This is a genomic window from Thiocapsa sp. (assembly GCF_011390875.1).
In the GTDB taxonomy this organism is placed as follows: Bacteria; Pseudomonadota; Gammaproteobacteria; order Chromatiales; family Chromatiaceae; genus Thiocapsa.
This window is the reverse complement of record NZ_JAABRP010000030.1, coordinates 1-23297: the sequence shown is the minus strand read 5'-3', so window position 1 is coordinate 23297 and position 23297 is coordinate 1. Positions and strand designations below refer to the sequence as shown.

Below are 23297 nucleotides of genomic sequence, written 5' to 3'. Positions count from 1 at the left end.
CCACTCGACGGCGCTTGTCCGGACCGCACGGGCGCTGCGCCCGGCATCGACGATTCCGCCATTTGCAACCCTAAACAACGCTCCGACCGGCATCTCTCACTGGACAACCTGGCGCTTCCGACTATGAACCTAACTTGCGATCTCAAACGCATCTCCGTCGGCCTGCTCGTCGCTTGTGCGATGACGCTGGCGGGAGAGGCCGTCTCCCAGCCCGCCGCGGCCCCGGAGGATGCCGGCGTGCCCGGTGCCTTCACCTTTGCCAACGTCGTGCGCCGTGCCGCCGAGCTGGCGCAGGCACCCTACCAAAGGGATGCGCCCGAGCTTCCCGAAGCCTTCGCATCGCTCGACTACGACGGGTTCCGCGATATCCGTTTTCGACCGGATCACTCCCTCTGGCGCGGCGACGGCCTGCCGTTTCAGGTCCAGTTCTTTCATCGGGGATTCATGTTCCAAGACCGCGTGACCATCAATCTCATCGACGGGGAGGAGGTCACGCCGGTCGAGTTCTCGACCGAGCTGTTTGACTACGGCAAGAACGCGGTCCCCGAGCAGATCCCGCACGACCTGGGATTCGCGGGTCTGCGTCTGCTCTACCCGATCAATCGCGACGATCTCTTCGACGAGGTCGCGGTGTTCCTCGGTGCCAGCTATTTCCGCGCGGTGGCCCAGAATCTGAATTACGGGATCACCACGCGCGGCCTGGCGATCGATACCGGCCTTTCGACCCGCGAGGAGTTCCCGCTGTTTCGCGAGTTCTGGATCGAAAAACCTGCCGAGGACGCCGTCGAGATCACGCTCTATGCCCTCATGGACAGCCCGAGCGTGGCGGGCGCCTTTCGGTTCGTGATCAAGCCCGGGCTCGAGACGACCATGGACGTCAAGAATCATCTCTACTTCCGAGACTCGGTCGAGAAGGTCGGCATTGCGCCCTTGACCAGCATGTTCATGCACGGCGAGCTCACCGAGCGGTTCATGGATGACTTCCGCCCCGAGGTGCACGACTCGGACGGACTCGTCATCGAGACCGGAACCGGCGAGCGCATTTGGCGTCCCCTGATCAATCCGCTCGGTCTGCGCATCAGTACCTTCCAGGTCGAGAATCCGCGGATGTTCGGTCTGCTGCAACGCGACCGCGACTTCGCCCACTATCAGGATCTCGAGGCCCACTACCACAACCGTCCGAGCGCGCAGGTCGAGCCCATCGGTGACTGGGGCAAGGGCGTGGTCGAGGTCGTCGAGATCCCGAGCAACTCGGAGCGCTACGACAATATCGTTGCCTTCTGGACGCCGGAGCGCGGCGTCGAGGCGGGCGACGAGATGGAATTTGCCTACCGCCTGAGATATTCCGCCGATCCCGAGGCGCGACTGACGGGCGGACGCACCCTGGCGACTCGCATCGGCGCCGCCGGCACGGACGTCCTGGATTCCGATCGGCGCAAGTTCGTCGTTGATTTTGTCGGCGAGCACCTCTCGAAGCTGCCGGCCGAGGCCCCGGTCATGGCGACCGTAACCACCACTTCGGGCGAGCTGTCTCCCCCGATCGCACAGCACAATCCGGAAACAGGCGGGTGGCGCCTGTTTTTCGAGCTGACACCCGAGCGCGATCGAACGGCGGAGCTGCGCGGGTTCCTCTATGACGGGAACGACGTGCTGTCGGAGACCTGGAGCTTCGAATGGATTCCGCAGTGAGCGCACGGTTCGCCGACCTCGTGCATGGCCCGCTCCACGGCGGCGAGCCGGTCGCCGCGTCGCCTGCCGACTGGGAGCAGGCGGCGCCACGCGTCGCCCGATACCTGCGCGCGCTCGGAGTACGCGACCCGCGCGATTCGGAACTTCTCATGGCGAGGATCCGCGGGCGCTTCGAGCATCAGGTGGCGACAAACCTGGTGCCCGACGCAGTCGAGACCGGCATCGAGGAGGCATCCAAGCTGCTCGACGAGTGGTTGGCGACCGAGCTTGGTTCGGACGTCCCCGGACCGATGCGGGGCGTGGCCCGTGCGGTTGTCCTGGGCGGCGCAGTTCCAGGTTGGGTCGGGGTCTGGTCGGGACGCACGCCCCAACCCAGTGGTCAGTCCGGCGGTCGGCCGATCAGCGAGCGCATCCGTGCCAGCAGTCTAGCGCCCGTCCCGGATCCGGCGCCTCTGGCCATGACGACGCAACGCATTGATCCTTGTTGTTATCGTCTGTTTCGACGGCTCGCGCGCCGGCTGCGCCCCGGATCGCCCCCCGGATCGCCCCCGGGAACTCTCGATCGGCGTGCGACTCTCGGGCAAACCTTATGAAGCGCGTCTCTTTGAGCGGGCGCGCCGACCCCGTTTATCGTCGGATCATCTTCTTCTCCCTGGTGCTGCTGACCACGTTCGGGGCCATGAGCCTGCTCAGTGGCGTCTTCCAAGAGGGCGGTGTCACCCCGCTGGAGTTCGCGCTCCTGCTGCTTTATGCGATCTTGATCCTCTGGATCAGTGCCTCCTTCTGGACCGCCGCCATCGGCTTTATCCGCCTGCTGGTGCGGGAGGATGAGCCACCTCCGAGTGCACGCGCGGCTGCGCCGACGCCCGGAACGGGTTTCAAGACAGCCCTGGTCATGCCTGTCTACAACGAGGACCCCGAGCGGGTCTTCGCGGGTCTGCGCGCGATCGATCGGTCGCTGCAGGAGACCGGACAGGCCGAAGGTTTCGAGATCTTCGTGCTCAGCGACACGCGCGACCCGGACATCTGGGTCGAAGAAGAGCTGCAATGGCGCAAGTGGGCGGTCGAGGCGGGTCTGCCCGAGCGCGTCTTTTATCGCAACCGGGTCGAAAACAAGAGCCGCAAGAGCGGCAATCTGGCCGATTTTTGTCGCCAATGGGGCGGGCGCTATCGCTATATGATCGTGCTCGACGCCGACAGTCTCATGTCCGGCGCGACACTCGTGGAGATGGTCGCGCGCATGGAGCGTAATCCGGACGTAGCACTGATCCAGGTCCCGCCGGTCCCGGTCAATCGGGTCTCGCTGTTTGCGCGTGTCCTTCAGTTCGCCAGCAGCCTCTACGGGCGTATCTTCGTCGCCGGGTTGAGCTACTGGCAAGGCGATACGAGCAACTACTGGGGACACAACGCCATCATCCGGGTCGAGGCATTCGCGGCCCATTGCGGTTTGCCCGAGCTGCCGGGGCATGAGCCGTTCGGCGGCGAGATCCTCAGTCATGATTTCGTGGAGGCCGCGCTCCTGCGGCGCGCCGGTTGGAAGGTCTGGCTTGCCGACGATCTGGGCGGGAGCTACGAAGAGATCCCCCCGACCCTGATCGACTATGCCAAGCGCGACCGTCGCTGGTGCCAAGGCAACCTCCAACACGCCCGGCTCGTCTTCGCGGGCGGCTTCAGGCCCTTGAATCGGGTCCACCTGGCGATGGGCGTGATGTCATACATGGCCTCGCCGCTGTGGCTCCTGTTTCTGCTGCTCACCGGCGTTCAGGCGTATTTGAACAGCCTGGATGTGCCGGTGTATTTCTTCGGCGACTATCTCCTTCCGATCTGGCCCGTGTCCTACGTGGTCGAGATGGCCACGGTCCTCTGGGTAACCCTGGCCATGCTCTTTCTACCGAAGCTGTTCGCCCTGGTGCTGCTCGCCGTTCGCCCGCGCTTGGGCGCGGCCTACGGCGGATTGCTGCGCGCCACGCTTAGCGTTTTGCTCGAGAGTCTGTTGTCGGTCCTCTATGCCCCCGTGCTCATGCTCTTTCAGAGCAAGTTCGTCGCCTCGATCCTGCTGCGCAAGGTCGTCGGTTGGCCACCCCAGCAGCGGGGCGATCATGGGACCGGGTTGACGGAGGCGGTCGGCGCCCATGGTGGCCAGACCCTGTTGGCGGTCGGGGCAGGGCTGCTGACCTACTATTACGTTCCGGCCTTCTTCTGGTGGTTCACGCCTGTTTTGGCCGGGCTTCTGCTTGCCATCCCGGTCTCGATGGCGACCAGTCGGGTTTGGCCCGGAGAGCGGGCGAGGGCGCTCGGACTCTTCCTGACACCCGAGGAGCACAAACCGCCGCGCGTGCTCGAGCTGCTGACGGAGCAGATGAAGAACACCGGAAGCGCCCTGTGCTCGGCTGACACTGCTTCCGGTGGGCAGGGCTCGGATGAGATCGTCGGTGATCTCTGGTATCGCGCCGTCATCGATCCCTGCGCCTATGCGCTGCACGCCTCGCTCTTGCCCGAAGAGATCCCCAACCGACGGCGCAGGCATTATCTCGAGGGTTTGATCTTCCAGCTCCAGGACGAGGGTCCCGACAGTCTGAGCGCGGCTGAAAAGCGGGTGCTCTTGTCGCATCGCGACGGGCTCGAGGAGCTGCATCTGCTGCTGTGGTCGGCGCCGGCAGGTCCGGTTGCCGTGCAGGCGCCATCGCCGCAGCAGAGCTGACGGAGTCGGCGCGAAGGCGAGCGGCGTGCCTGCCGAGACTCAGGGCAAGGTCAGGCCGAGGAGTTTTGCGGCCTGATTCAAACGCCGGTCGAAGCAGGAAAAACAGAGCGGCAAATCCGACTGCACCATGGCGATGTGGGCTGCCGCCAATTGCACTGCATCGCAGCCGCGCAAGGCGAAGGCATCGGTAAACTCCCCTGCACGCACCACAAGGTCTTGCGTAACCTCCATCACGACATAATGAGGCCAGTCTCTGGCTAGGTCCGCTTTGGCGAGCTCCAACGCAGTCTGATCAGCCGGGGCTGCGCGGGCGCGCCGTGCCACCGCTGCATGAAATTCGGCCCAGGCTATCCGGCACACTACGACTGCGTCGGCCTCTGCGACGAGGCCCTTCGCCCGGGAGCTGTCCGGCTCGGCAACGTAGAGCTTGACCACGGCGGATGTGTCGCAAAACAAAATCATCCCCGATCTTCTTGGACCAGCTCCGAGAGCAAGGGGCCATCAGGTGAGAGACGAATATCGGCGCCCGCTGGTTTGCCGCCGCTCCACTGCGCCGCCCCGGAGACCAGTAGTCGGCCGATGCCTTGCTCGTCACCGTTCGGAACGGCTGTGAGCCGCGCAATCACCCGGCGGTGCGACGTGATTTCAATGGGTTGGCCTGTGCGAGCCTCGGCAAGGTAATGCGCAAGCCTAGATTTGAGCTCTCGAACCGACACGGACACTTTGTAGTCACCAATATAATAAGGCTACTTGATTGTGGTCACCGTATGGCATCCTGTCAATGACGTCACCGGCCTAAACCGCACCCGGCGCGGTATGCGATGTTTTCGGATGGGATCGGCCCCGGCAGACTTGACAGCCGTTGGAGCCGGCACGGTGTGCCATACATTTCCGCGGCACGGAGGCTCCGGGTCAGCTTCCACCGCGCGTGTTGAAGGCGACGTTCCAATGCTCGTCCGGTGTGTCGACCGGGATCGCCGTCAGCTCCAAGGTGCCGACCTCGGTCACCGTGGCCTGAAGGCGGACCGCGACGACCTCTCCTTTCTTATGATCCTTTGCGGGCAGGACGGTCTGGATCTCGGCGAGCTCCTCGAGCTCCTCTTCGCGCCACTCCTCCAGCAGCTCGCCGACCTCGTCCTCGCGCCGGACGCTTGAGCCGAAGAAGCGGAAACGCACCGGCTCGCCCACCACGAGACCGAACTCCTGCGGCGGCGCGACCGGATCCGAGCCCTCTTCGAGCCCGAAAGGCACCAGGCAAAGCGCCTGGATCTCGGGTTCCATGCCGGGAATGGCCGGCATGGCGCTCTCAACACCGACGTAGTAGGAGTGGCTTGTGCCGCCGCGGATGCGCACCCCGCCGTGACGTCGGACGTGGGCATAGAAGGCGGCCCCGCGGGCGACGGCCAGGTCAAGATCGCGTGCATCCAGGAGTCGGGCCACGGGCGCATCCTCCGCGATCAGCCACTGGTTGAGCACCTCGAGCACGCGCTCCTGGAGAACCTGCGCCTTGAAGACGCCGCCGTTGAAGAGCACGGCGGTCGGATGCAGGAAGCTTGCGCCCGGTGTCTGGGCCACGAAGCCCTGCAGATCCTCGGTCGCCCCGGTTTGGCGGCCGAGGAAGGCGGCCAGATGACGGGTCACGGCCGGATCCTGCGCGTAGGGCAGGCCGACCTTGGTGATGGCGCCGCGCGCGCGGACGGCCGGGCGACTGTCGGCGGCGACCGCCGGGAAGAAGCCCTCGATCAGGGTCGAGCGAACCTCCTCGCGGGTGAGCTCGGTACGGATGCTGCCGCCGATCAGACGCGAGCCGCGGCTCGGAACCACGACCGGGATGCTCTCCAGATCGGCATCGGCCAGCAGCGACTCTTTGGCGATACGGCAGCCGTGCGTCAGCGCCTGCAGCTGCCAGCGATCCAGCTCCACACCGCTCGTCGCCAGCTTCTGTTTCAACAGATGGGCGAGGGTCAGGTCCATGTTGTCGCCGCCGAGCAGGATGTGCTCGCCGACGGCGACGCGCGTCAGCTCGAGCGCCCCGTCCTGCTCGGTGACCGCGATCAGCGACAGATCGGTGGTCCCGCCGCCGACATCCACCACCAGGATGATGTCGCCGACCTGCACCTCATGCCGCCAAGCACCCTTGGTGTCGTTCACCCAGGAGTAGAGCGCGGCCTGCGGCTCTTCGAGCAGGACCAGGTGCTCGATGCCGATGGCTCGGGCCGCCTCGGCCGTCAGCTCGCGCGCGGCCGGGTCGAAGGAGGCCGGCACCGTGACCGTGACCTCCTGACGGTTTAGCTGATCGTAGGGAAACTGCCCGTTCCAGGCATCGCGCAGATGGGCGAGGTAATGCACGGTGGCATCGAACGGCGAGATGCGCGGGATCTCGTCCGGTGCGCCGGCCGGCAGGATCGCCGACTTGCGGTCGACGTCCGGATGACAGAGCCAGCTCTTGGCGCTCGAGACCAGACGAATCGGCGTCGTGGTGCCCTGGTTGCGGGCCATCTCGCCGCAGATGCGGGTGACGTCGGTTTGCCAGGGCAGGCCCAGGTCCGCGGCCTTGAGCTCGTCGGGATGCGGCAGATAGAGACAGGACGGCAGCAGGGGGCGCGCCTCGACGGAGCCGGGGCCGATGAGCTGCGGGATGGAAACGAGGCCCTGGACGATGATCTCGCCCTCGCTCTTGTCCGAATCGACGAACGAGAGTGCACAATGGGTGGTGCCCAGATCGATGCCGACGGCGTAGCGATAGTGACTCACAGCTCCACCTCCGCTGCGGCGAGGATGCGCAGATCATGTCCGCCGGTGGTCTTGGGGAGATCCATCTCCGTGACCCGCCAGCCGCGATGCACGAGCGTGCCCTGGAACGGTGGATCTCCGACGACGTTGCCGGTCGGTCGATTCGCCGAGGCGTCGAAACCGGGCGCCAGGGTGACGCGGCTGCCCTCGGCCTCTTCGCGCACCGGCGCGATCTTCAGATGTGCGTTCAGGACGTCTCGACAGCCCTGATGAACGATGCGTGCGGCGGCGCCGATCTCCTGATCGGATGCACCCTTGATGTCTTCCTTCAGAAAGTCCACCAGGCGACCTTCTTTCTGCAGCAAACCGAGCAGGAGCAAGGCCGAGTCCGGCGCCGCGCTCGCCGGAGGCACCGCGGCGGGCGCAGCGGGCCGCGCCAAGGCGTGCTCGGTGTCGCCTTTGGCGAGCGCCCCGACGGCGCGGGCGAAACCCGGATCCTTCAGGATACGTTTGAAACTGGTGAAGGCGATGAGGGCCCTCCGGAAGAAGGAAGGCGTTGCTGAGCCCATGGAAGCATCCTCGTAACGGCCAATTTAGTCAGATCGGACGGCATGCAAGCACACGTCGTCCCGAGGTGCGCATGGTACCGCGCCGCTCGCTGCCGCTCGACCGTGGATTTCAGTGAAATCGGGAGATCTACCCGCACCCGCCTCGATGGCATAATCGGGGCACCACCAACAGCCCGGATCGGGCGACATCAGGGGTCTCGGTCGATGCACCCGACGAAATTACAGGCGCCCGGCGCGCCGACGACGGACGAGCGCCGCAAGATGGTCGAGATCGCGGCCTATTTTCTTGCCGAGCATCGGGGTTTCGCTCCCGGAGGCGCGTGTGCCGACTGGCTGCGTGCCGAGCAGGCTATCGACGCCATGATCGAAGACGGGCTGGCCAACCAGCTCGGTAGCGACTCGGCGCATCGCGCGGATGTGACCGAGGGGATCCGCAATGCGCTCAAGCTCGGCAGCGGACTCTCGGATGGATCTGCGCCGCACTCCGAGCGCTCGTGAGCGGGGTTGGTGACGGGCTGATCGCACGGCTGCGGAGACGGTGGTGCTCGGTCATCTTCCGTCGACGGATCCCCGCGGCCCCTCCTGACGACCTAGTGCGCATGGGTACGGTGCTGAAAGCGGCGTAGGATGCGCCTGCTGAATTCGATCCTTGCTGCTTTCAACCCTGGCTGCGACACAGACGTGCCCCGTCCCCCTGCTGTGATCTGGAATCCCACGTGCCCGGGAAACCTTTTTGTTTCATCTCGGCCGGCGCGCAGCCTTTCAGCAGACGCACCGCGTCCAGGTCGGCGGACGACTTTCATGGGGGCCCTCGCCGCCCTGCTGCGTCGGCTCGGGAAACCGAGCAGGGGGAGGACCACATGACCGATCAACGGGCAAAAAAAAAGCGCGACGGGCGTCGCGCTCTGAAGTTACCACCAAAGGAGGATGGAGGAGTGCACCGAAGCGCGAAGCTTCAGTACATCACCAGTTTCTTATTTACTGTTTCTCCTGTCAAGCCCCTCTTGAAGGTCTCGAATCCGATCCGACAGGTGGATCTCCGGAGAACGCTGTTGCGGGACCGGCTTCGCCCCCAACTCTCGGGCGGAGACGAGGGTCAAACGGGTGACTGGCACGTGGCCTCGGTGAGCCACGGCGCGGTTACGGAGCACAACGGGAGCGAAGAGCGATGGCGATTGAAACAGCGACACTCGGCGGCGGGTGCTTTTGGTGCTTGGAGGCGGCCTTTCAAGGCGTCGAAGGGGTGCAGTCCGTAGTCTCCGGATATGCCGGAGGCCCCGGCGCGCAGCCGACTTATCATCAAGTCTGCACGGGCACGACCGGCCATGCAGAGGTGGTCGAGATCGGCTTCGACGATACCCGGATCGACTTCGAAACACTCCTCGAGGTCTTCTTCACGATCCACGACCCGACGACGCTGAACCGGCAGGGTGCCGATGTCGGCAGCCAGTACCGATCGGTGATCTTTTATCATTCGGATGTGCAACGCGAGATCGCGGAACGGGTGATCGCGCGGCTGACCGCGGAAGGCATCTGGTCGGCCCCGATCGTGACGCAGGTCGAGCCCGTCCCGCCCTTCTATCCGGCCGAGGCATATCATCAGGACTATTACCGCCGCAATCCTAGCCAGGGCTACTGTCAGGTCGTCATCTCGCCCAAGCTCGCCAAGCTGCGGGCGCGTCATGCGGCATTGCTGGTCGAGTGATCGCGGTCGACGAATCGACACGACCGGCGCAGGATAGCCTCATGCCCGCTCCGTCTATTCGACTTATCACCCTGGATCTGGACGATACGGTCTGGCCTTGCGTACCCGTGATTCAGGCCGCCGAGGACGCCTTCCATGCCTGGCTGCGCCAGCATGCGCCGCGTCTGGCCGAGGCCCACGATCTGGCAAGCATGCGCCGTCACCGTCGCGAGCTGATGGACGCCATGCCCGAGATCGCGCATGACCTGGGCCAGATCCGCCGCCGCTCGTTGGCCATGCTGCTGGAGTCGTTCGATTATGCGGTAGGATTGGCCGAGGAGGCCTTGGCGCTGTTCGACGAGCATCGCAATCGTGTCGAGCCGTTCGATGACGTGTCCCCCGTCCTGCGGGCGCTGTCCGCGCGTTACCGCCTGGTGTCGCTCACCAACGGCACCGCCAACCCCGAGGCGACACCCTTGCGCGGGCTGTTCGAGCGCAGCATTACGGCCGCCGATGCGGGCGCCGCCAAGCCTCATCCGGCGCTGTTTGTCAGCGCACTCGAGCATGCAGGCTGTGCGCCCGGCGAGTGCCTGCACCTCGGCGACGATCCCTGGATGGATGTCGAAGGGGCACGGGCGGTCGGGATGACCGCGGTCTGGGTGAATCGATACGGGCGGACCTGGCCGGACGAGCTGGCGCCTCCGGCTCTGACGGTGACCACGCTTCATCAACTCCTGGAATGGCTCGACGCCGAGCCACGGCGCGACCCGAGGTAAGCACGCATGGATTTCGAACTCCTGGCCAACGACGGATTGGCCCGGCGCGGCCGTTTGCGCTTCACGCGCGGGACGGTGGAGACCCCCGCATTCATGCCGGTGGGGACCTACGGGACTGTCAAGGCAATGACCCCGGAGGAGCTGACCGATCTCGGCGCCGAGATCGTCTTAGGCAACACCTTCCATCTGATGCTTCGTCCCGGCACCGAGATCATCCGCCGCTGCGGCGATCTGCACGCCTTCATGCACTGGGAGCGCCCCATCCTCACGGATTCGGGCGGATTCCAGGTCTTCAGCCTAGGCGAGCTGCGCAAGATCACCGAGGAGGGCGTGCACTTTCGCTCGCCGGTCGACGGCAGTCCTGTGTTCCTGAGCCCCGAGATCTCCATGCAGGTCCAGCGCTCGCTCGGCTCCGATATCGTCATGATCTTCGACGAGTGCACGCCCTATCCCGCCGACGAGGCGCAGGCGCGGGCCTCGATGGCGCTCTCGCTGCGCTGGGCGGCACGCTCGCGCGAGGCCCACGGAGACAATCCCTCGGCCCTTTTCGGCATCGTCCAAGGCGGTATGCACGAAGGGCCGCGCGCCGAATCCATGGACGGGCTGATGACCATCGGCTTCGACGGCTATGCGGTCGGCGGGTTGTCGGTCGGCGAAACCGAGGCCGAGCGTCTGCGCATCCTCGATTTTCTCGCCGACAAGCTGCCGACGGATCGTCCGCGCTACCTGATGGGCGTGGGCACGCCCGAGGATATCGTTGCCGCCGTCGGGCGCGGCATCGACATGTTCGACTGCGTCATGCCGACCCGCAACGCGCGCAACGGCGACCTCTTTACCCACCAAGGCAAGGTCCGGATCCGCAACGCTGCGAATCGCACCGACGAGGGTCCGGTGGATCCGCTCTGCGATTGCTACTGTTGCCGCCATTACAGCCGCGCCTATCTGCACCACCTGGACAAGTGCAAGGAGATCCTCGGCGCGCGTCTGCAGACGATTCACAATCTCCACTACTACCAAACACTGATGCGCGGTCTGCGCGAGGCCATCGCAGCAGGCCGCTTCGCGGCCTTCGTCGGGGAGTTCCAAGCGCTGCGCGCAACACCCGGCCCAGCTTGATCGAAGGCGCGTCCCCTAAGGTGAAGGTGCGCGCCGACGTCGGGCCGATCTCGAAACTAAACCGCGTCCAGAGCGAGATGGGAATGTTCGAGTGAGTTCGACGTTTGCTGCAGCCACGACATTCAGCGGGTGCGTGGTTTAGGCCCGTCGCGATGGACGCGTCTTGCCCGACGCTGCAACTTGCTCCGCGCTATGCCATAATTCGGCGCCGAGTTTTCCAGAGGTTGAGCGGCCCTTTTCGGCCCCGTCCTCGTCCAAACCGCCGGATCGCGACCGGGCGATCCACAGACCATAGGCAATAAATGATGAGCTTTCTGATTTCCGATGCCGTCGCCCAAGGCGAGGCCGCCGCCACCGCAGGTGATCCTTTTCTGGCCCTGCTTCCGTTGGTGTTGTTTGCGGTCGTCTTCTATTTTCTCCTGATCCGTCCGCAGTCCAAGCGTCAGAAGGAGCATCGCAAGATGGTGGAGTCCTTGGCGAAGGGTGACGAGGTCGTCACGATCGGCGGGATCGCCGGGCGCATCGCCGAGATCGGGGACAACTTTGCACTCCTCGACATCGCCGACGGTGTCGCGGTGAAGATCCGGCGCAGCTCGGTTGAGTCCGTGATGCCGAAAGGAACGCTGAAAGATCTGTAAGCCCTTCGCCCGCACCTCGGCCGCGGTGCCTCCGGCGCCGCGGCGTCTTGACCGGATTCCTCCGGCTCAGGGCGCGGGCGCCCTCATTGGCGCCGGCCGGTGTCCGGCCCATCCCCGATCGCGCCCGCTGTTGCGACTGGAATTGCAATGAATCAATACCCCTTGTGGAAGAATCTGCTGATCCTGGGCGTCGTTCTCGGCGCCTTGCTCCTTGCGGTTCCGAACCTCTTCTCTCAGGACCCGTCGATCGAGATCACCGCCGCGCGTGGCTCCGAGGTGACCGAGGCCAGTCTTGCCGAGGTGCGAGCGGCACTCGAAACCGCCGGTGTTCCCGTGAAGGACATCGAGACGCGCGAAGGCGGCAAGCTGTTGGTGCGTTTCGCCTCCTCGGCCGATCAGTTGGCGGGGCAGGATGCAATCGAGCGGACCCTCTCGGAGCGTTACCGCACCGCCCTGACCTTGTCGGCAGACCTGCCGGGCTGGGTGCGGTTTCTCGGCCTCAATCCCATGTCGATGGGGCTCGATCTGCGCGGCGGCATCCATGTCGTGATCGATGTGGACATGGAGGCGGCCCTCGACCAGGCGCTCGAGCGCTATGTCGGCGACATCCGCACCGAGCTGCGGGACCGCAAGATCCGCTACTTGACCGTTGCACGCGATGGCTCGCGCATCCTGATCAAGTTCAACGATGCAGCGATGCGCGACGATGCTCAACGAGCGCTGAGCAGCGAGTTCCGGGATCTCGACATACAGCCCCTCGACGAAGGCGGCGATTTCGTCATCGCGGCGAGCCTACCCCCGGCCCAACAGGAAGAGGTCCGCACCTTCGCCTTGCAGCAGAACATCACGACGCTGCGTAATCGCGTGAATGCGCTCGGTGTGGCCGAGCCCAGTATTGCCCGACAGGGCGATCGCCGCATCGTGGTCCAGTTGCCCGGCGCGCAGGATCCGGGGCGCCTGAAAGAGCTGCTGGGTGCAACCGCGACCCTCGAATATCGCCTCGTCGACACCGAACACAGCGTCGCCGATGCCCTCGATGGCCGTGTTCCCGTCGGCAGCCGGCTCTACCGCGAACGTGACGGGAAGCCGATCCTGCTGAACCGTCGCGTGATCGTCACGGGCGACCAGATCACCGACGCCTCCGCCGGCTTCGACAGCCAGAGTGGAAGTCCCGCGGTCTTCGTAAACCTCGACGGCCAGGGCGCACGGCGGATGCGGACCATGACGACCGAAAACGTCGGCAAGCCGATGGCCGTGGTCTTCATCGAGAACGTGACCACCACCGAGGTTGTCGACGGCGAGGCGGTCAAGCGAACCCGCAAGGTCGAAGAGGTGATCAGTGTCGCGACCATTCGCGAGCCCTTCGGGCGGCGCTTTCAGACCACCGGGTTGGACAGCAGCGACGAGGCGCACAACCTCGCGCTCCTGCTGCGCTCGGGTGCCTTGGCCGCCCCGATCCAGATCGTCGAGGAGCGAACCATCGGTCCTAGTCTCGGTCAGGACAACATCGACCAAGGCTTCATGTCGGTCATGGTGGGTTTGGCGCTGGTCCTGCTCTTCATGGTGCTCTATTACCGCGTCTTCGGCTTGGTGGCGAATGTCGTCCTGGTCGCCAACGTGATCATGATCGTCGCGATCCTGTCCATGTTGCAGGCGACCCTGACCTTGCCCGGAATCGCCGGAATTGTCTTGACCGTCGGTATGGCGGTCGATGCCAACGTGCTCATCTACGAACGAATACGCGAGGAGATCCGTAACGGAAGTACTCCGCAGGCAAGTATCCATGCGGGGTATGACAAGGCACTCTCGAGTATCGTCGACGCGAACGTGACGACCCTCATTGCCGCCATCGTGTTGTTCAGTTTCGGGACGGGGCCGATCAAGGGATTCGCCGTGACGCTGGTCATCGGCATCTTGACCTCGATGTTCACCGCCCTCTACGGCTCGCGTGCAATGATCAATCTGATCTACGGCGGACGGCGCGTGAAGAAGTTGGCCATTTGAACCACGTCCTCGGCCGGCTCGCTGCCTCGGTGCGGGGTGCGCTGTCGAGTCCGCACGAGGTCGCGGCGTCGACGCGGTTCAAGCGAAAACACCTTAATGGTTTTAATCGCGTTCTGCTCCGAGGCGTGTCGATGGCTGCCGAGCCGAACGCGATTTAACCAAAGACGATCACAATCCAGGGCGTTCGATAACACGAACGTCCGAAATCAAGGGCGATTCCGATGAGAGACCTGAGTGTCATCAACGAGCTGAATATCGACTTCATGGGCATGCGCCGACCGTGGGTCATCGTGTCCGGTGCGTTGATGGTGATCTTTCTTCTGTCGATGCTCATACGCGGATTCAACCTTGGTCTGGACTTCACCGGCGGTACCGTGCTCGAGGTGGGTTACCAGAACCCGGCCGAGCTGAGCGATGTACGCGCCGCACTCGAGGCCAAAGGTTTTACCGGGGCAACCATTCAGCATTTCGGTGCCCTCACCGACGTCATGATCCGGCTCGCACCGCAGGAAGGCGAAGAGGCGAGCGCGCAACTCAGCGAGGAGGTCTTCAAGGCGCTCAGCGAGGCTGTCGGAGGACAGGTCGAGCTCCGACGCGTCGAGTTCGTCGGCCCGCAAGTCGGGGAGGAGCTTCGTGAGCAAGGTGGCCTGGCGGTGCTCTTCGCGCTGATCGGCATCTTGATCTACGTGGCCTTGCGCTTCGAGTGGCGCTTCGCTATCGGTGCCATCGCGGCCACCATGCACGATGCCTTCTTCGTCGTCGGGGTCTTTTCGCTCTTTCAGCTCCCGTTTGATCTCACGGTTTTGGCGGCGGTTCTCGCCGTCATCGGGTACTCGCTGAACGACACCATCGTTATTTTCGATCGCGTTCGAGAGAGTTTCCGCAAGATCCGCAAGGGAACGGTGATCGAGATCACCAACATGGCGATCAACCAGACCATGTCGCGGACCATTATTACCTCCGGCACGACCCTGCTTGTTCTCATCTCACTGTACATCTTCGGCGGCGAGGCTCTCAGCGGCTTCTCGCTTGCGCTGATCATCGGGGTGTTTGTCGGAACCTACTCCACCGTTTTCATCGCCACCGCCACGGTGATCATGCTCGGGGTGAGTCGCGCGGACCTCCTGCCGGTTCCGAAAGAAGGTGCCGAGGCCGGCAACACCCTGCCTTGAGTCATGCCGCGTGCTGATCGCGCCGGAGATGCGCGGCGTGATGCCCTCGACGTGCAAGCAACGCTGGGTCGGCCGTCCCGATGCTCGGATGACGGCCCAGACGGGTCGGGTGCGGCGGCGGCGCGTACGCCGGCCGGCCGAAGCTCAGTCCCCGGGCGTCGGCTCGGCGATCCATTCGCGCCATACGGCCAGCAGGATGGCGATCAGGATGGGGCGAAGAGCCCCACCAGACCGAAGGCCGCAATCCCGCCGAGCATCTCCGCCAAGCAGCCTCAGCAGGAACCGGCGGGTCTGCTCGAGCAATTGGTCTCCGTCGCAGCGTTCGCAAGCGGCGTGTGATCCGTATCGCGCGTCGGCGCGTGTTTCGGAGCGGGTGTTACCCTCCTGCTGCCATCGGTCCGGGGCCGAGGTGTTCAGGGTCGCGCCCGTCGTCACGAGCAATTCTTCCTTCATGAGGTGATCTGATATGGGTCCCTTTCCCGTGCTGATGACCTTAGGCGCGTTGCTGTTGTCCGGCTGCGGCGAGCGTGCCGTCCCTTCGATCGAGATCGAAGGACCGACGATGGGTACCTACTACTCGGTCAAGGTCGCCCGCCCTCCGGTCGGGATGACCGCAGATGCGCTCAAGCTCGCGGTGGAGTCGGTCCTCGATCGGGTGATCGCCGAGATCTCGACCTACGAGCCGACCTCCGAGCTGTCCCGGCTCAACGCGAATCCCGGCACGGATTGGATCCCCGTCTCGCCCGAGCTTCATGCGGTGGTCGCGGAAGGCCTGCGCATCGCTGAGTTGAGCGACGGTGCCTTCGATATCACGGTCGGCCCCTTGGTCAACCTCTGGGGCTTCGGGCCGGACGCACGACCGGAGGAGCTTCCCACCTCCGAGCAGATTCAGGCCGCGCGCGAACGCGTCGGGTGGCGCAAGCTGGAGCTGCGCGCGTCCCCGCCGGCCATCCGCAAGACTCGGGGTGATGTCTACATCGATCTCTCCGCGCTCGGGGAAGGCTATGGTGCCGACCGGGTCGCGGCGGATCTCGATGCGCGGGGCGTGGCTGATTACATGGTTGCGGTGGCCGGCACCATCCGCGCGAAGGGGCTCAACGCCAAGGCACAACCCTGGGCGATCGCAATCGAGGAGCCGCTGGCGGATCGGCGCGCCGTGCACCGGATCGTCCCGGTCTCCGACCGGGCCATCTCGACCTCGGGTGACTACCGCAACTTCTTCGTGAAGGACGGCAAACGCTATTCGCACGAGATCGATCCCGCGACGGGTGCTCCGGTCGAGCGCAATCTGGGCTCGGCGACGGTTGTGGGCGAGCGCGCGATCGTCGTCGACGGACTTGCCACCGCCTTCATGGTGCTCGGCGAGCAGCGTGCGCCGGCGCTTGCCGACTCGCAGGGGATTGCGGCCTATTTGATTGTCCGCGACGGCGATGCGTTCCGCGGCGTCGCAACCCCGGCATTCGATGCCTATCTCGCCCGATCGATGCCGGAAGAGCGAGCAGCCGGCACAGCGGAGCAGCCCGAATGACCTGGACATCCACGCTCTTCCGAACCAAGGCCATCGACGCCGATGCCGGACTCCTAACCGCCGTTGGCCTTGCGTCGGCCGTTGACGTGATCCCTGGCGAACAGGACCGCGAGCGTGATTCCGGTGAGCGGCAGGACGAACCAGAGCATCGCCGTGCCGTAGAGATCAAGCGCGGCGTGGTGCATGGCCGCCATCACCACGTAGGCCGTATAGGCCAGGTAATAGGCGAAGAAGAGCCCGCCTTCCCAGCGGGCGATCTCGCGTCCGGTCACGAAGATCGGCAAACAGGCAATTGCCACCGCCACCATCACCGGGAGGTCAAACCGGAGCGCCTGTTCGGCGACGGCGATCCCCGAGGGCGAAACGAGGCTGGCGAGCCCCAGTACCGCAAGCAGGTTGAAGACGTTGCTCCCGACGACGTTGCCGACCGCGATATCGCGCTCTCCGCGGATGCTGGCAACGACAGATGTAGCCAACTCAGGCAGCGAGGTGCCTGCGGCGACGATGGTTAGGCCGATGACGAGCTCGCTCACGCCCAACGCCTGAGCAATGCTCACCGCGCTCGTGACCAAGAGGCGCGAGCCGATCACCAGGATTACCAAGCCGCCCAGCACCCAAAGTGGATCGATCCACCAGTGATTGCCCGGCTGGTCCGGATCACCCGCGCTCGCCCCGTCGGCGGGGGCGGTGCGCTCGCGCAGACCCTGACGGATCTGGAAGCCGGTGTAGAGGATGATTCCGGAGAAGAGGATCGCCCCGTCGAGCCGGCCGATGTGACCGTCCAAGGCAAGCAAGAGCACCAGGATGGATGCGCCGATCATCAGCGGCACGTCGACCCGGATGAGTTGACTGCCGATGGCGAGCGGTACGACCAGCGCCGAGAGACCCAGGATAAAGAGGACGTTGAAGATATTGCTGCCGACCACGTTGCCGAGAGCAATGTCCGCCTGGTCAGACCAGGCGGCCGCCACGCTGACCGCCATCTCGGGCGCGCTGGTCCCGAAGGCGACGATGGTGAGGCCGACGATCAGCGATGGGATACCGAGGCGTGAGGCGATGTTGGAGGCGCCGCGTACCAGTGATTCCGCGCCCGCCGTTAGAAGGACCAAGCCAACCGCCAACGTCAGTAACGTCAATACCATATCGATCGCCCTCCGCGGTGGCTCTCTGCGTGGGCGCGGATCATGACACGCGGTTGATCAGGTCACAAGATCGGCACGAAGGTCGCCGCGAATACCCCTTGGCCTCGGATCGACAGCCCCTTATGCAGCCCGTTTCATCGGTTCTCTCAGGTCTCCATCGGCCGCTCGAACTTCTCGTGGCCGAGCACCGCGACATCGGACACGAACACGGTGAGGTGGTGGCCTTGGCCGATCAGGGCATCCAGGTCATCGAGCAGGCCGGACATGCGATCCGGCGGCAGAATGACCTTCAGAAGCAGGTTCGTGTCGACCTCCAGATTGCCCGACTGCAACCCGTCGGAACCGGCGCCGCGGGCACGCAGCAGCGTATAGCCACTTGCACCGCGGCGACGCACCGCGGCGACCAGGCGATGCTCGAGCACGTCGGTGGTGATGACGGTGACGAGTTTTTCAGGGACAAGACGGTGCATCTGCGTAGGCTCCTGCGGCTTGCGATATGACAGGCAGACGAGACGCGCGGGTGCCCGCGCGCCGTGCGTCGCTCAGGCCCCGCCGGCCAACAGAAGGGCCAGTTGATGATAGATCGGGATGCCGAAGACGACGTTGAACGGGAAGGTCACGCCGAGCGACAAGGTCAGATAGAACGACGGATTGGCCTCCGGCACCGCTAGGCGCATCGCGGGCGGGACGGCGATGTAGGAGGCGCTTGCGCCCAGTACCCCGACCAGCGTCGTGCCGCCGACACCGAAACCGAGCATCAGGTGTCCGACCAGCACGCCGATGACGCCGCCGATCAGCGGCATCACCAGCCCGAAGGCGCCGAGTGCCAAGCCGACGCGCCGGAAATCGCCGAAGCGCCGCCCCGCCTCGAGTCCCATCTCCAGCAGGAAGAGGCAGAGCATGCCCATGAAGATGTCGGTGGTGAAGGGGTGCAGCGATTCCATCGCCTTCGGGTTGGCGATCGCACCGATCAGCATCGACCCGATCAGGAGTACCACGCTGCCGTTCGTGAAGGCCTCGCGCAGGATGTCACCCAGATGCCCTTCACCCCGCTCGGCGCGCGCGGGTATGCGGTTCGGGTCGGCCTTGGCGGAGCGTCCGCGACTCCAACTCGCCAGCAGAAGACCGACGACAATGGCCGGAGACTCCATCACCGCAAGCATGATCAAGGGATAGCGCTCGTACTCGATCCCCTGGCTACCGAGGAAGGCGATCGCGGTGAGGAAGGTGCCGGCACTGACCGAGCCGTAATGCGCGGCGATCGCGGCGGCATCGAGCGGACCGACTCGCCGCGTTGCGAGCAACAGCCCGAAGCCGATGATCGGCAGCAGGAGTCCGAGCAGCAGCGCCCAGACCACCGCGGCCAGGGCCTCGCCGAGATCCGCCCTCGCCAACTCCACGCCGCCGTGCAGGCCGATCGAGACCAGCAGGTAGATGGACAGGATCTTCGCCAGATCCGGCGGAAAGCGCAGATCCGATTTGATCAGACGCGCGATAAAGCCGAGTGCGAAGAAGAGCACGGCCGGGATCAATAGATTGGAAAACGCGGACATCGTGCCTCCAGGGTCCCGGACGGGGGCTTGGGCGATCGGGATCAGGTCTGGACGTTAACCCCGGAAAGACTTCGATAATAGTCGGTGTTTTTGATGCGATAGATCAATGAAGTTAGATGTGTTTTCCCGGACCCGACTTCCTCCGACGGGCCGATCGGCCTAAACCGCGCCTAGCTCCGTATGCGATGTTTTTGGATGGGATCGGCCGCGGAAAACTTGACGAAACGCGTCCGTCGGACGCGTCGCCCGGCAGAACTCGGGTCGGGAGGACCTTGACGTTCTTTGTGGTTTACGTCTCTTCGAGGGTTTCAGCTAGGTTCAACGGTGGTACTCGCCCGAGCGCTCGGGTTGGTAGGTCACCTCCTCGATGCGCACCCGCAGCGTGCCTCCGCCCGGTTTCGGCCAGTCGATCTCGTCGCCCTCGGACAGGCCCAGCAGGGCGCTGCCGACAGGGGCGAGGATCGAGATGGTCCGACCGCTGTCATCGACATCGCTCGGGTAGACGAGCGTCAAACAACGCTCCTCCGAGGATGACTCGATGCGGAACTTCACGGTCGATCGCATGGTGACGACCTTGGGCGGGATATCCTTCGCGTCCACCACAACCGCCCGAGAGAGTTCGGCCTCCAGGTCTGCTTTACCGGGAAAGTCGGCCTCGTCGATGGAGTCCAGAAGCCGCTCCAACCGCTCGGCGTCCGTGTTCGACAGAAGAATGCTGGGTCGTTTGCTCATGGCGTGTCCTGCCTAGCGGTAGGGGCGCAGATACCACCATTCGAAACCGAGCTTCATCCAGTGGAAGAGCCGTGTCGAAGGCAGTACCCAGTTGTTCTTTTCGGTGCGCGCGACCAGCATGCCCGTGTCGTTCGCATCCACGATGCACACCAGCTCGACCTTGAAGGTCTCGCTCGGCGCGCGGCCCTGCAGCTCTCCGAGCAGATTCTTCACGGCCGCGCGCGCTTGCAGATCCGCCATGTGGGCCTGCTTCGGCATCCAGTCCGGACCGGGAAAACTACCCGAGTCGCCTGCGACATAGACCCGCTCGTATCCAGGGACCCGGCAGTGGGCATCGGCCTGAAGCAGTCCGCCCGGCGAACGCGGTAGGTCGGTATTGTCGAACCAACCATTGCCCGTCATGCCGGGCATGAAGAGGATGAGGTCGGCGTCGAATTCCCCTCCCTCGGTCGTCACCTGCGATTCCGAGAACGACTTGAGCTTGTGGCCCAGATGGGTCTCGATGCCGCGGCGTTTCATCTCGGCGAGGATCCCGTCGACCGCCTTCGGGCCGAGCCGGTTGCCGGGTCGTTCCGCCGGGGTGAAGAAATGCAGGCGGAAGCGGTCGCGACGCCCTTCCTTGCGCAGTTGGCTGTCCATCCCGAAGATGAATTCGAAGATGGGTCCGCCGCGCATCGAGCTCGGCTCGTTGGGGTTGCCGGCGAAACCCATGGCGATGCTGCCGCCGTCCATCGCTTTGACCCGATCGCGGATCGCCTCGGCGGCGGCGATGCCCTCGCAAGGCGTAATGGCGTGCTCGATGCCGGGAAGCTTCTTGATGAAGCGCCCGCCGCTGCCGATGACGAGGCCGTCGTTCTCGACTGGGCCGGCGGTGGTTTCGAGCGTGCGCCCGTCCGCGCTCAGGCCGGTCGCCTCTCCGGCGAGATGGCGCACGCGCATCCGCTTGAAGAAGGGGTGCAGATCGATGCGCAGATCCTCGCCGCTGCGGATGCCGCAGGGCACCCAGATCAGGCCCGGATAGTAGATGAATTCGGGCTTGGGACTGACGAGCGTGATCTCAGCGTCGGGTACGCTCCGTCGAATGCTTTGAACGGCCGTGAGGCCGGCGAATCCGGAACCGACGATGGTAATGCGATGCATGAATGACTCCGGTGACCCTATAAACCGCGCCCAGCGCGGTATGCGATGTTTTTGGATGGGATCGGCCTCGGCCGACTTGGCGACCGTTGAAGCAGGCGCGGTTTAATCGATTAAAAAATATATCATTTTAAACCGCGCCCCTGCCAAGGGCTGTGGATGCGCGAAACGACGAGCTCTCTCGAAAATCAGCATCTCGCTTTGGACGCGGTTTGGAAGGGACATCAGGATACTTTGGATTGTATACCGATCCGGAAGTGAGACCGGAACAAGTGGACACGTCTCGGGAGTGGGCTTCGGATCGGGCGCGCCGCCGCGACCTATCGGCTCGACTCCAGCAGCGGCTCCAAGACCGGCCAGACGTTGTCCAGGATGCGCGGCTGCGCCTCGGCGGTCGGGTGCAGACCGTCGGCCTGCATCAGATCCCAATTCTCGGCGACTCCGGCGAGCAGATCCGGCACCAAGGGGACGGATTCGGCCTCGGCGACCTCCCGGAACACGGCTTGAAAGCCGTCGGTGTAAGCCGCACCGTAGTTGGGCGGGAGGCGTAAGCCGGTCAACAGGATGCGACTGCCGGCGTGATGACCTCGCTGGATCATTTTGGAGAGGTTGTTGCGGATGACGTCGAATCCCAGCCCGCGCAAGCCATCGTTTGCACCAAGCTCGATCAGAACCAACGACGGTTCGTGATCCTGGAGCAGCGCTCCAAGTCGCGTCAGCCCCCCGGCCGTCGTATCGCCCGAGATGCTTGCGTTGACGACACGGTATTCGAGTCCGCGTTCGCGCAGACGCTCTTCGAGGAGCGACACCCAGCCGCTCTCGCGATCCAAACCATAGCTCGCACTCAGGCTGTCGCCGAGCACCAATATGACCGGTGGGATGGCCGGCGGTGTGTCAGTCGCGGTTTTTCCGAGCGTCAGGGCGGGCAACAACATACAGGTCAGCAGGAGTAGACGGATCATGTCAGGGCAAAGACCTCGGGCCGTGTCGAAAGCGGTCGCAGTGGGGAAGCATGTTACGGGGCCGGCCGGAGGCTTGACCATCTTGGAGCGCCTCGACCTGGAGATCCAGGCCGGCGAGGCGGTGGCCATCCTCGGTGCATCCGGCTCCGGCAAGTCCACATTATTGGGGCTCTTGGCCGGTCTCGACAGTGCCACCTCGGGTGAGGTGTGGCTGTGCGGACAGCGCGTCGACGATCTCGACGAGGACGGACGTGCGGCCCTGCGCAGCGGGCGCGTCGGCTTCGTCTTCCAGAACTTCCAGCTCCTGCCGACACTCACCGCGCGCGAGAACGTGCTGCTTCCGCTCGAGCTGACCGGGACGCGCGACGCCGCGCGCCGCGCCGACGAGGCCCTGGACCGGGTCGGTCTGACCCCGCGTGCGCGACACTATCCGCGCCAGCTCTCGGGCGGGGAGCAACAGCGTGTCGCGATCGCTAGGGCCTATGCCCCGCGTCCCGAGGTGCTGTTCGCCGACGAGCCGACCGGGAACCTCGACCAGGTCACCGGCGAGCACATCATCGATCTCCTTCTGGATCTGCGCAGCGACGCCGGTGCGGCACTGGTGCTGGTCACCCATGACCCGCGTCTCGCCGAACGCTGCGATCGGCGGCTGCACATGACCGCCGGCCATCTGGAGCAAGGCTCTTGAAGACCTGGCGAATCACCCTGCGACTGCTCGGTCAGGATTGGCGCAGCGGCGAGCTCTATCTGCTCGCCTCGGCCCTGATCCTCACCGTCGCCGCCATCACGGCGGTGGGTTTCTTTACCGACCGTGTCGAAAGCGCCATGGCCCGTCAGGGCGGTGAGCTGATCGCGGCGGACATCGCCCTGGAGTCGGCGACCCCGCTGCCGGCCGACTACCGGGAGCAGGCGGATCGCTTGGGTCTGACCACCGCCGGGATCGTCGAGTTTCGCAGTGTGGTGGTCGGCGAGGACGGGCCGCAGCTTGTCCAGGTGAAGGCCGTCGATACCGCTTATCCCTTACGCGGACGATTGAGCGTCCGCGATGCCTTCGACGCGCCGGATCGCGAGGTCGAGACGGGTCCGCCGTCCGGCGAGGTCTGGGTCGAGTCGCGTCTCCTGCCCTTGCTCGGCGCGGCGCTCGGCGACGAGGTCGGTCTC

General features: G+C 64.7%; 23 protein-coding genes and 1 pseudogene. 13 read left to right on the top strand and 11 right to left on the bottom strand.

Features of this window, described 5'->3' with window-relative positions:
- The first annotated feature begins 123 nt into the window (after window positions 1–123).
- Genes GPT33_RS03900 through mdoH form a run of 3 tightly spaced genes read left to right on the top strand, consistent with a single transcriptional unit; the run spans window position 124 to window position 4390 of the window.
- Complete coding sequence (locus GPT33_RS03900; RefSeq protein WP_296806019.1) at window positions 124–1689, top strand: glucan biosynthesis protein G; 1566 nt, start codon at window positions 124–126, stop codon at window positions 1687–1689.
- Window positions 1674–2282, top strand: coding sequence for a hypothetical protein (locus GPT33_RS03895; protein ID WP_296806017.1), 609 nt, complete (start codon window positions 1674–1676; stop codon window positions 2280–2282). Before GPT33_RS03900 ends, GPT33_RS03895 begins: the two co-directional genes overlap by 16 nt.
- Window positions 2279–4390, top strand: a complete 2112-nt coding sequence (gene mdoH, locus GPT33_RS03890) for a glucans biosynthesis glucosyltransferase MdoH (protein WP_296806015.1) — start codon at window positions 2279–2281, stop codon at window positions 4388–4390. Before GPT33_RS03895 ends, mdoH begins: the two co-directional genes overlap by 4 nt.
- Window positions 4391–4429: 39 nt before the next feature.
- Here the strand turns inward: mdoH and GPT33_RS03885 are convergent, their stop codons facing one another.
- The 4 genes from GPT33_RS03885 to GPT33_RS03875 form a co-directional block, all read right to left on the bottom strand.
- The gene (locus GPT33_RS03885; RefSeq protein WP_296806013.1) at window positions 4430–4852 is read right to left on the bottom strand and encodes a type II toxin-antitoxin system VapC family toxin; all 423 of its coding nucleotides are present in this window, start codon (window positions 4850–4852) and stop codon (window positions 4430–4432) included.
- Complete coding sequence (locus GPT33_RS18865) at window positions 4849–5106, bottom strand: type II toxin-antitoxin system prevent-host-death family antitoxin (protein ID WP_363928987.1); 258 nt, start codon at window positions 5104–5106, stop codon at window positions 4849–4851. The genes GPT33_RS03885 and GPT33_RS18865 overlap by 4 nt, the downstream gene beginning before the upstream one ends.
- A 196-nt stretch (window positions 5107–5302) precedes the next feature.
- A complete protein-coding gene (locus GPT33_RS03880; protein WP_296806011.1) occupies window positions 5303–7144 on the bottom strand; it encodes an Hsp70 family protein in 1842 nt (613 codons plus the stop codon).
- Window positions 7141–7692, bottom strand: coding sequence for a DUF2760 domain-containing protein (locus tag GPT33_RS03875; RefSeq protein ID WP_296806009.1), 552 nt, complete (start codon window positions 7690–7692; stop codon window positions 7141–7143). Before GPT33_RS03875 ends, GPT33_RS03880 begins: the two co-directional genes overlap by 4 nt.
- Before the next feature lie 204 nt (window positions 7693–7896).
- Here GPT33_RS03875 and GPT33_RS03870 point away from each other — a divergent pair, with 204 nt between their 5' ends.
- From GPT33_RS03870 to secF, 7 genes are all read left to right on the top strand, one after another.
- Window positions 7897–8190, top strand: coding sequence for a DUF2934 domain-containing protein (locus GPT33_RS03870; RefSeq protein ID WP_296806007.1), 294 nt, complete (start codon window positions 7897–7899; stop codon window positions 8188–8190).
- A gap of 670 nt (window positions 8191–8860) precedes the next feature.
- Entirely contained in the window at window positions 8861–9397 is a 537-nt protein-coding gene (gene msrA, locus GPT33_RS03865) for a peptide-methionine (S)-S-oxide reductase MsrA (protein ID WP_296806005.1), read from the top strand.
- 41 nt (window positions 9398–9438) lie between these two features.
- The gene (locus GPT33_RS03860; RefSeq protein ID WP_296806003.1) at window positions 9439–10152 is read left to right on the top strand and encodes an HAD family hydrolase; all 714 of its coding nucleotides are present in this window, start codon (window positions 9439–9441) and stop codon (window positions 10150–10152) included.
- Window positions 10153–10158: 6 nt separating this feature from the next.
- Window positions 10159–11268: a tRNA guanosine(34) transglycosylase Tgt gene (tgt, locus tag GPT33_RS03855; RefSeq protein ID WP_296806001.1), complete on the top strand. Its 1110-nt coding sequence runs from the start codon at window positions 10159–10161 to the stop codon at window positions 11266–11268.
- Between the two features lie 305 nt (window positions 11269–11573).
- The gene (yajC, locus tag GPT33_RS03850) at window positions 11574–11906 is read left to right on the top strand and encodes a preprotein translocase subunit YajC (RefSeq protein ID WP_296806027.1); all 333 of its coding nucleotides are present in this window, start codon (window positions 11574–11576) and stop codon (window positions 11904–11906) included.
- 147 nt (window positions 11907–12053) lie between these two features.
- On the top strand, window positions 12054–13910 hold the full coding sequence (gene secD, locus GPT33_RS03845) for a protein translocase subunit SecD (protein WP_296805999.1): 1857 nt from the start codon (window positions 12054–12056) through the stop codon (window positions 13908–13910).
- A 221-nt stretch (window positions 13911–14131) separates the two neighbouring features.
- A complete protein-coding gene (gene secF, locus GPT33_RS03840) occupies window positions 14132–15082 on the top strand; it encodes a protein translocase subunit SecF (RefSeq protein WP_296805996.1) in 951 nt (316 codons plus the stop codon).
- 144 nt (window positions 15083–15226) lie between these two features.
- Here the strand turns inward: secF and GPT33_RS03835 are convergent, their stop codons facing one another.
- Window positions 15227–15535, bottom strand: a complete 309-nt coding sequence (locus GPT33_RS03835; RefSeq protein WP_296805994.1) for a hypothetical protein — start codon at window positions 15533–15535, stop codon at window positions 15227–15229.
- 13 nt (window positions 15536–15548) lie between these two features.
- On the opposite strand from GPT33_RS03835, the gene GPT33_RS03830 reads away from it, so the two are divergent.
- Window positions 15549–16610: an FAD:protein FMN transferase gene (locus GPT33_RS03830; RefSeq protein WP_296805993.1), complete on the top strand. Its 1062-nt coding sequence runs from the start codon at window positions 15549–15551 to the stop codon at window positions 16608–16610.
- A gap of 53 nt (window positions 16611–16663) precedes the next feature.
- Here the strand turns inward: GPT33_RS03830 and GPT33_RS03825 are convergent, their stop codons facing one another.
- The 6 genes from GPT33_RS03825 to GPT33_RS03800 form a co-directional block, all read right to left on the bottom strand.
- Window positions 16664–17752, bottom strand: a complete 1089-nt coding sequence (locus tag GPT33_RS03825; RefSeq protein ID WP_296805991.1) for a calcium/sodium antiporter — start codon at window positions 17750–17752, stop codon at window positions 16664–16666.
- A gap of 146 nt (window positions 17753–17898) precedes the next feature.
- Window positions 17899–18222, bottom strand: a complete 324-nt coding sequence (locus tag GPT33_RS03820; RefSeq protein ID WP_296805989.1) for a transcriptional regulator — start codon at window positions 18220–18222, stop codon at window positions 17899–17901.
- A gap of 72 nt (window positions 18223–18294) precedes the next feature.
- Window positions 18295–19305 (bottom strand): sodium-dependent bicarbonate transport family permease, encoded by a 1011-nt coding sequence (locus GPT33_RS03815; protein WP_296805988.1) that lies wholly within the window; start codon window positions 19303–19305, stop codon window positions 18295–18297.
- A 318-nt stretch (window positions 19306–19623) separates the two neighbouring features.
- Entirely contained in the window at window positions 19624–20037 is a 414-nt protein-coding gene (gene rnk, locus GPT33_RS03810; protein WP_296805986.1) for a nucleoside diphosphate kinase regulator, read from the bottom strand.
- Between the two features lie 12 nt (window positions 20038–20049).
- A complete protein-coding gene (locus tag GPT33_RS03805; protein WP_296805984.1) occupies window positions 20050–21177 on the bottom strand; it encodes an FAD-dependent oxidoreductase in 1128 nt (375 codons plus the stop codon).
- Window positions 21178–21494: 317 nt separating this feature from the next.
- Window positions 21495–22136, bottom strand: coding sequence for an arylesterase (locus GPT33_RS03800; protein WP_296805982.1), 642 nt, complete (start codon window positions 22134–22136; stop codon window positions 21495–21497).
- Here GPT33_RS03800 and GPT33_RS03795 point away from each other — a divergent pair.
- Together GPT33_RS03795 and GPT33_RS03790 are read left to right on the top strand one after the other, a co-directional pair.
- Window positions 22135–22824, top strand: coding sequence for an ABC transporter ATP-binding protein (locus GPT33_RS03795; protein ID WP_093031704.1), 690 nt, complete (start codon window positions 22135–22137; stop codon window positions 22822–22824). The genes GPT33_RS03800 and GPT33_RS03795 overlap by 2 nt on opposite strands.
- Window positions 22821–23297: pseudogene (locus tag GPT33_RS03790) on the top strand (ABC transporter permease); the annotation flags it as partial. The gene GPT33_RS03795 and the pseudogene GPT33_RS03790, both read left to right, overlap by 4 nt.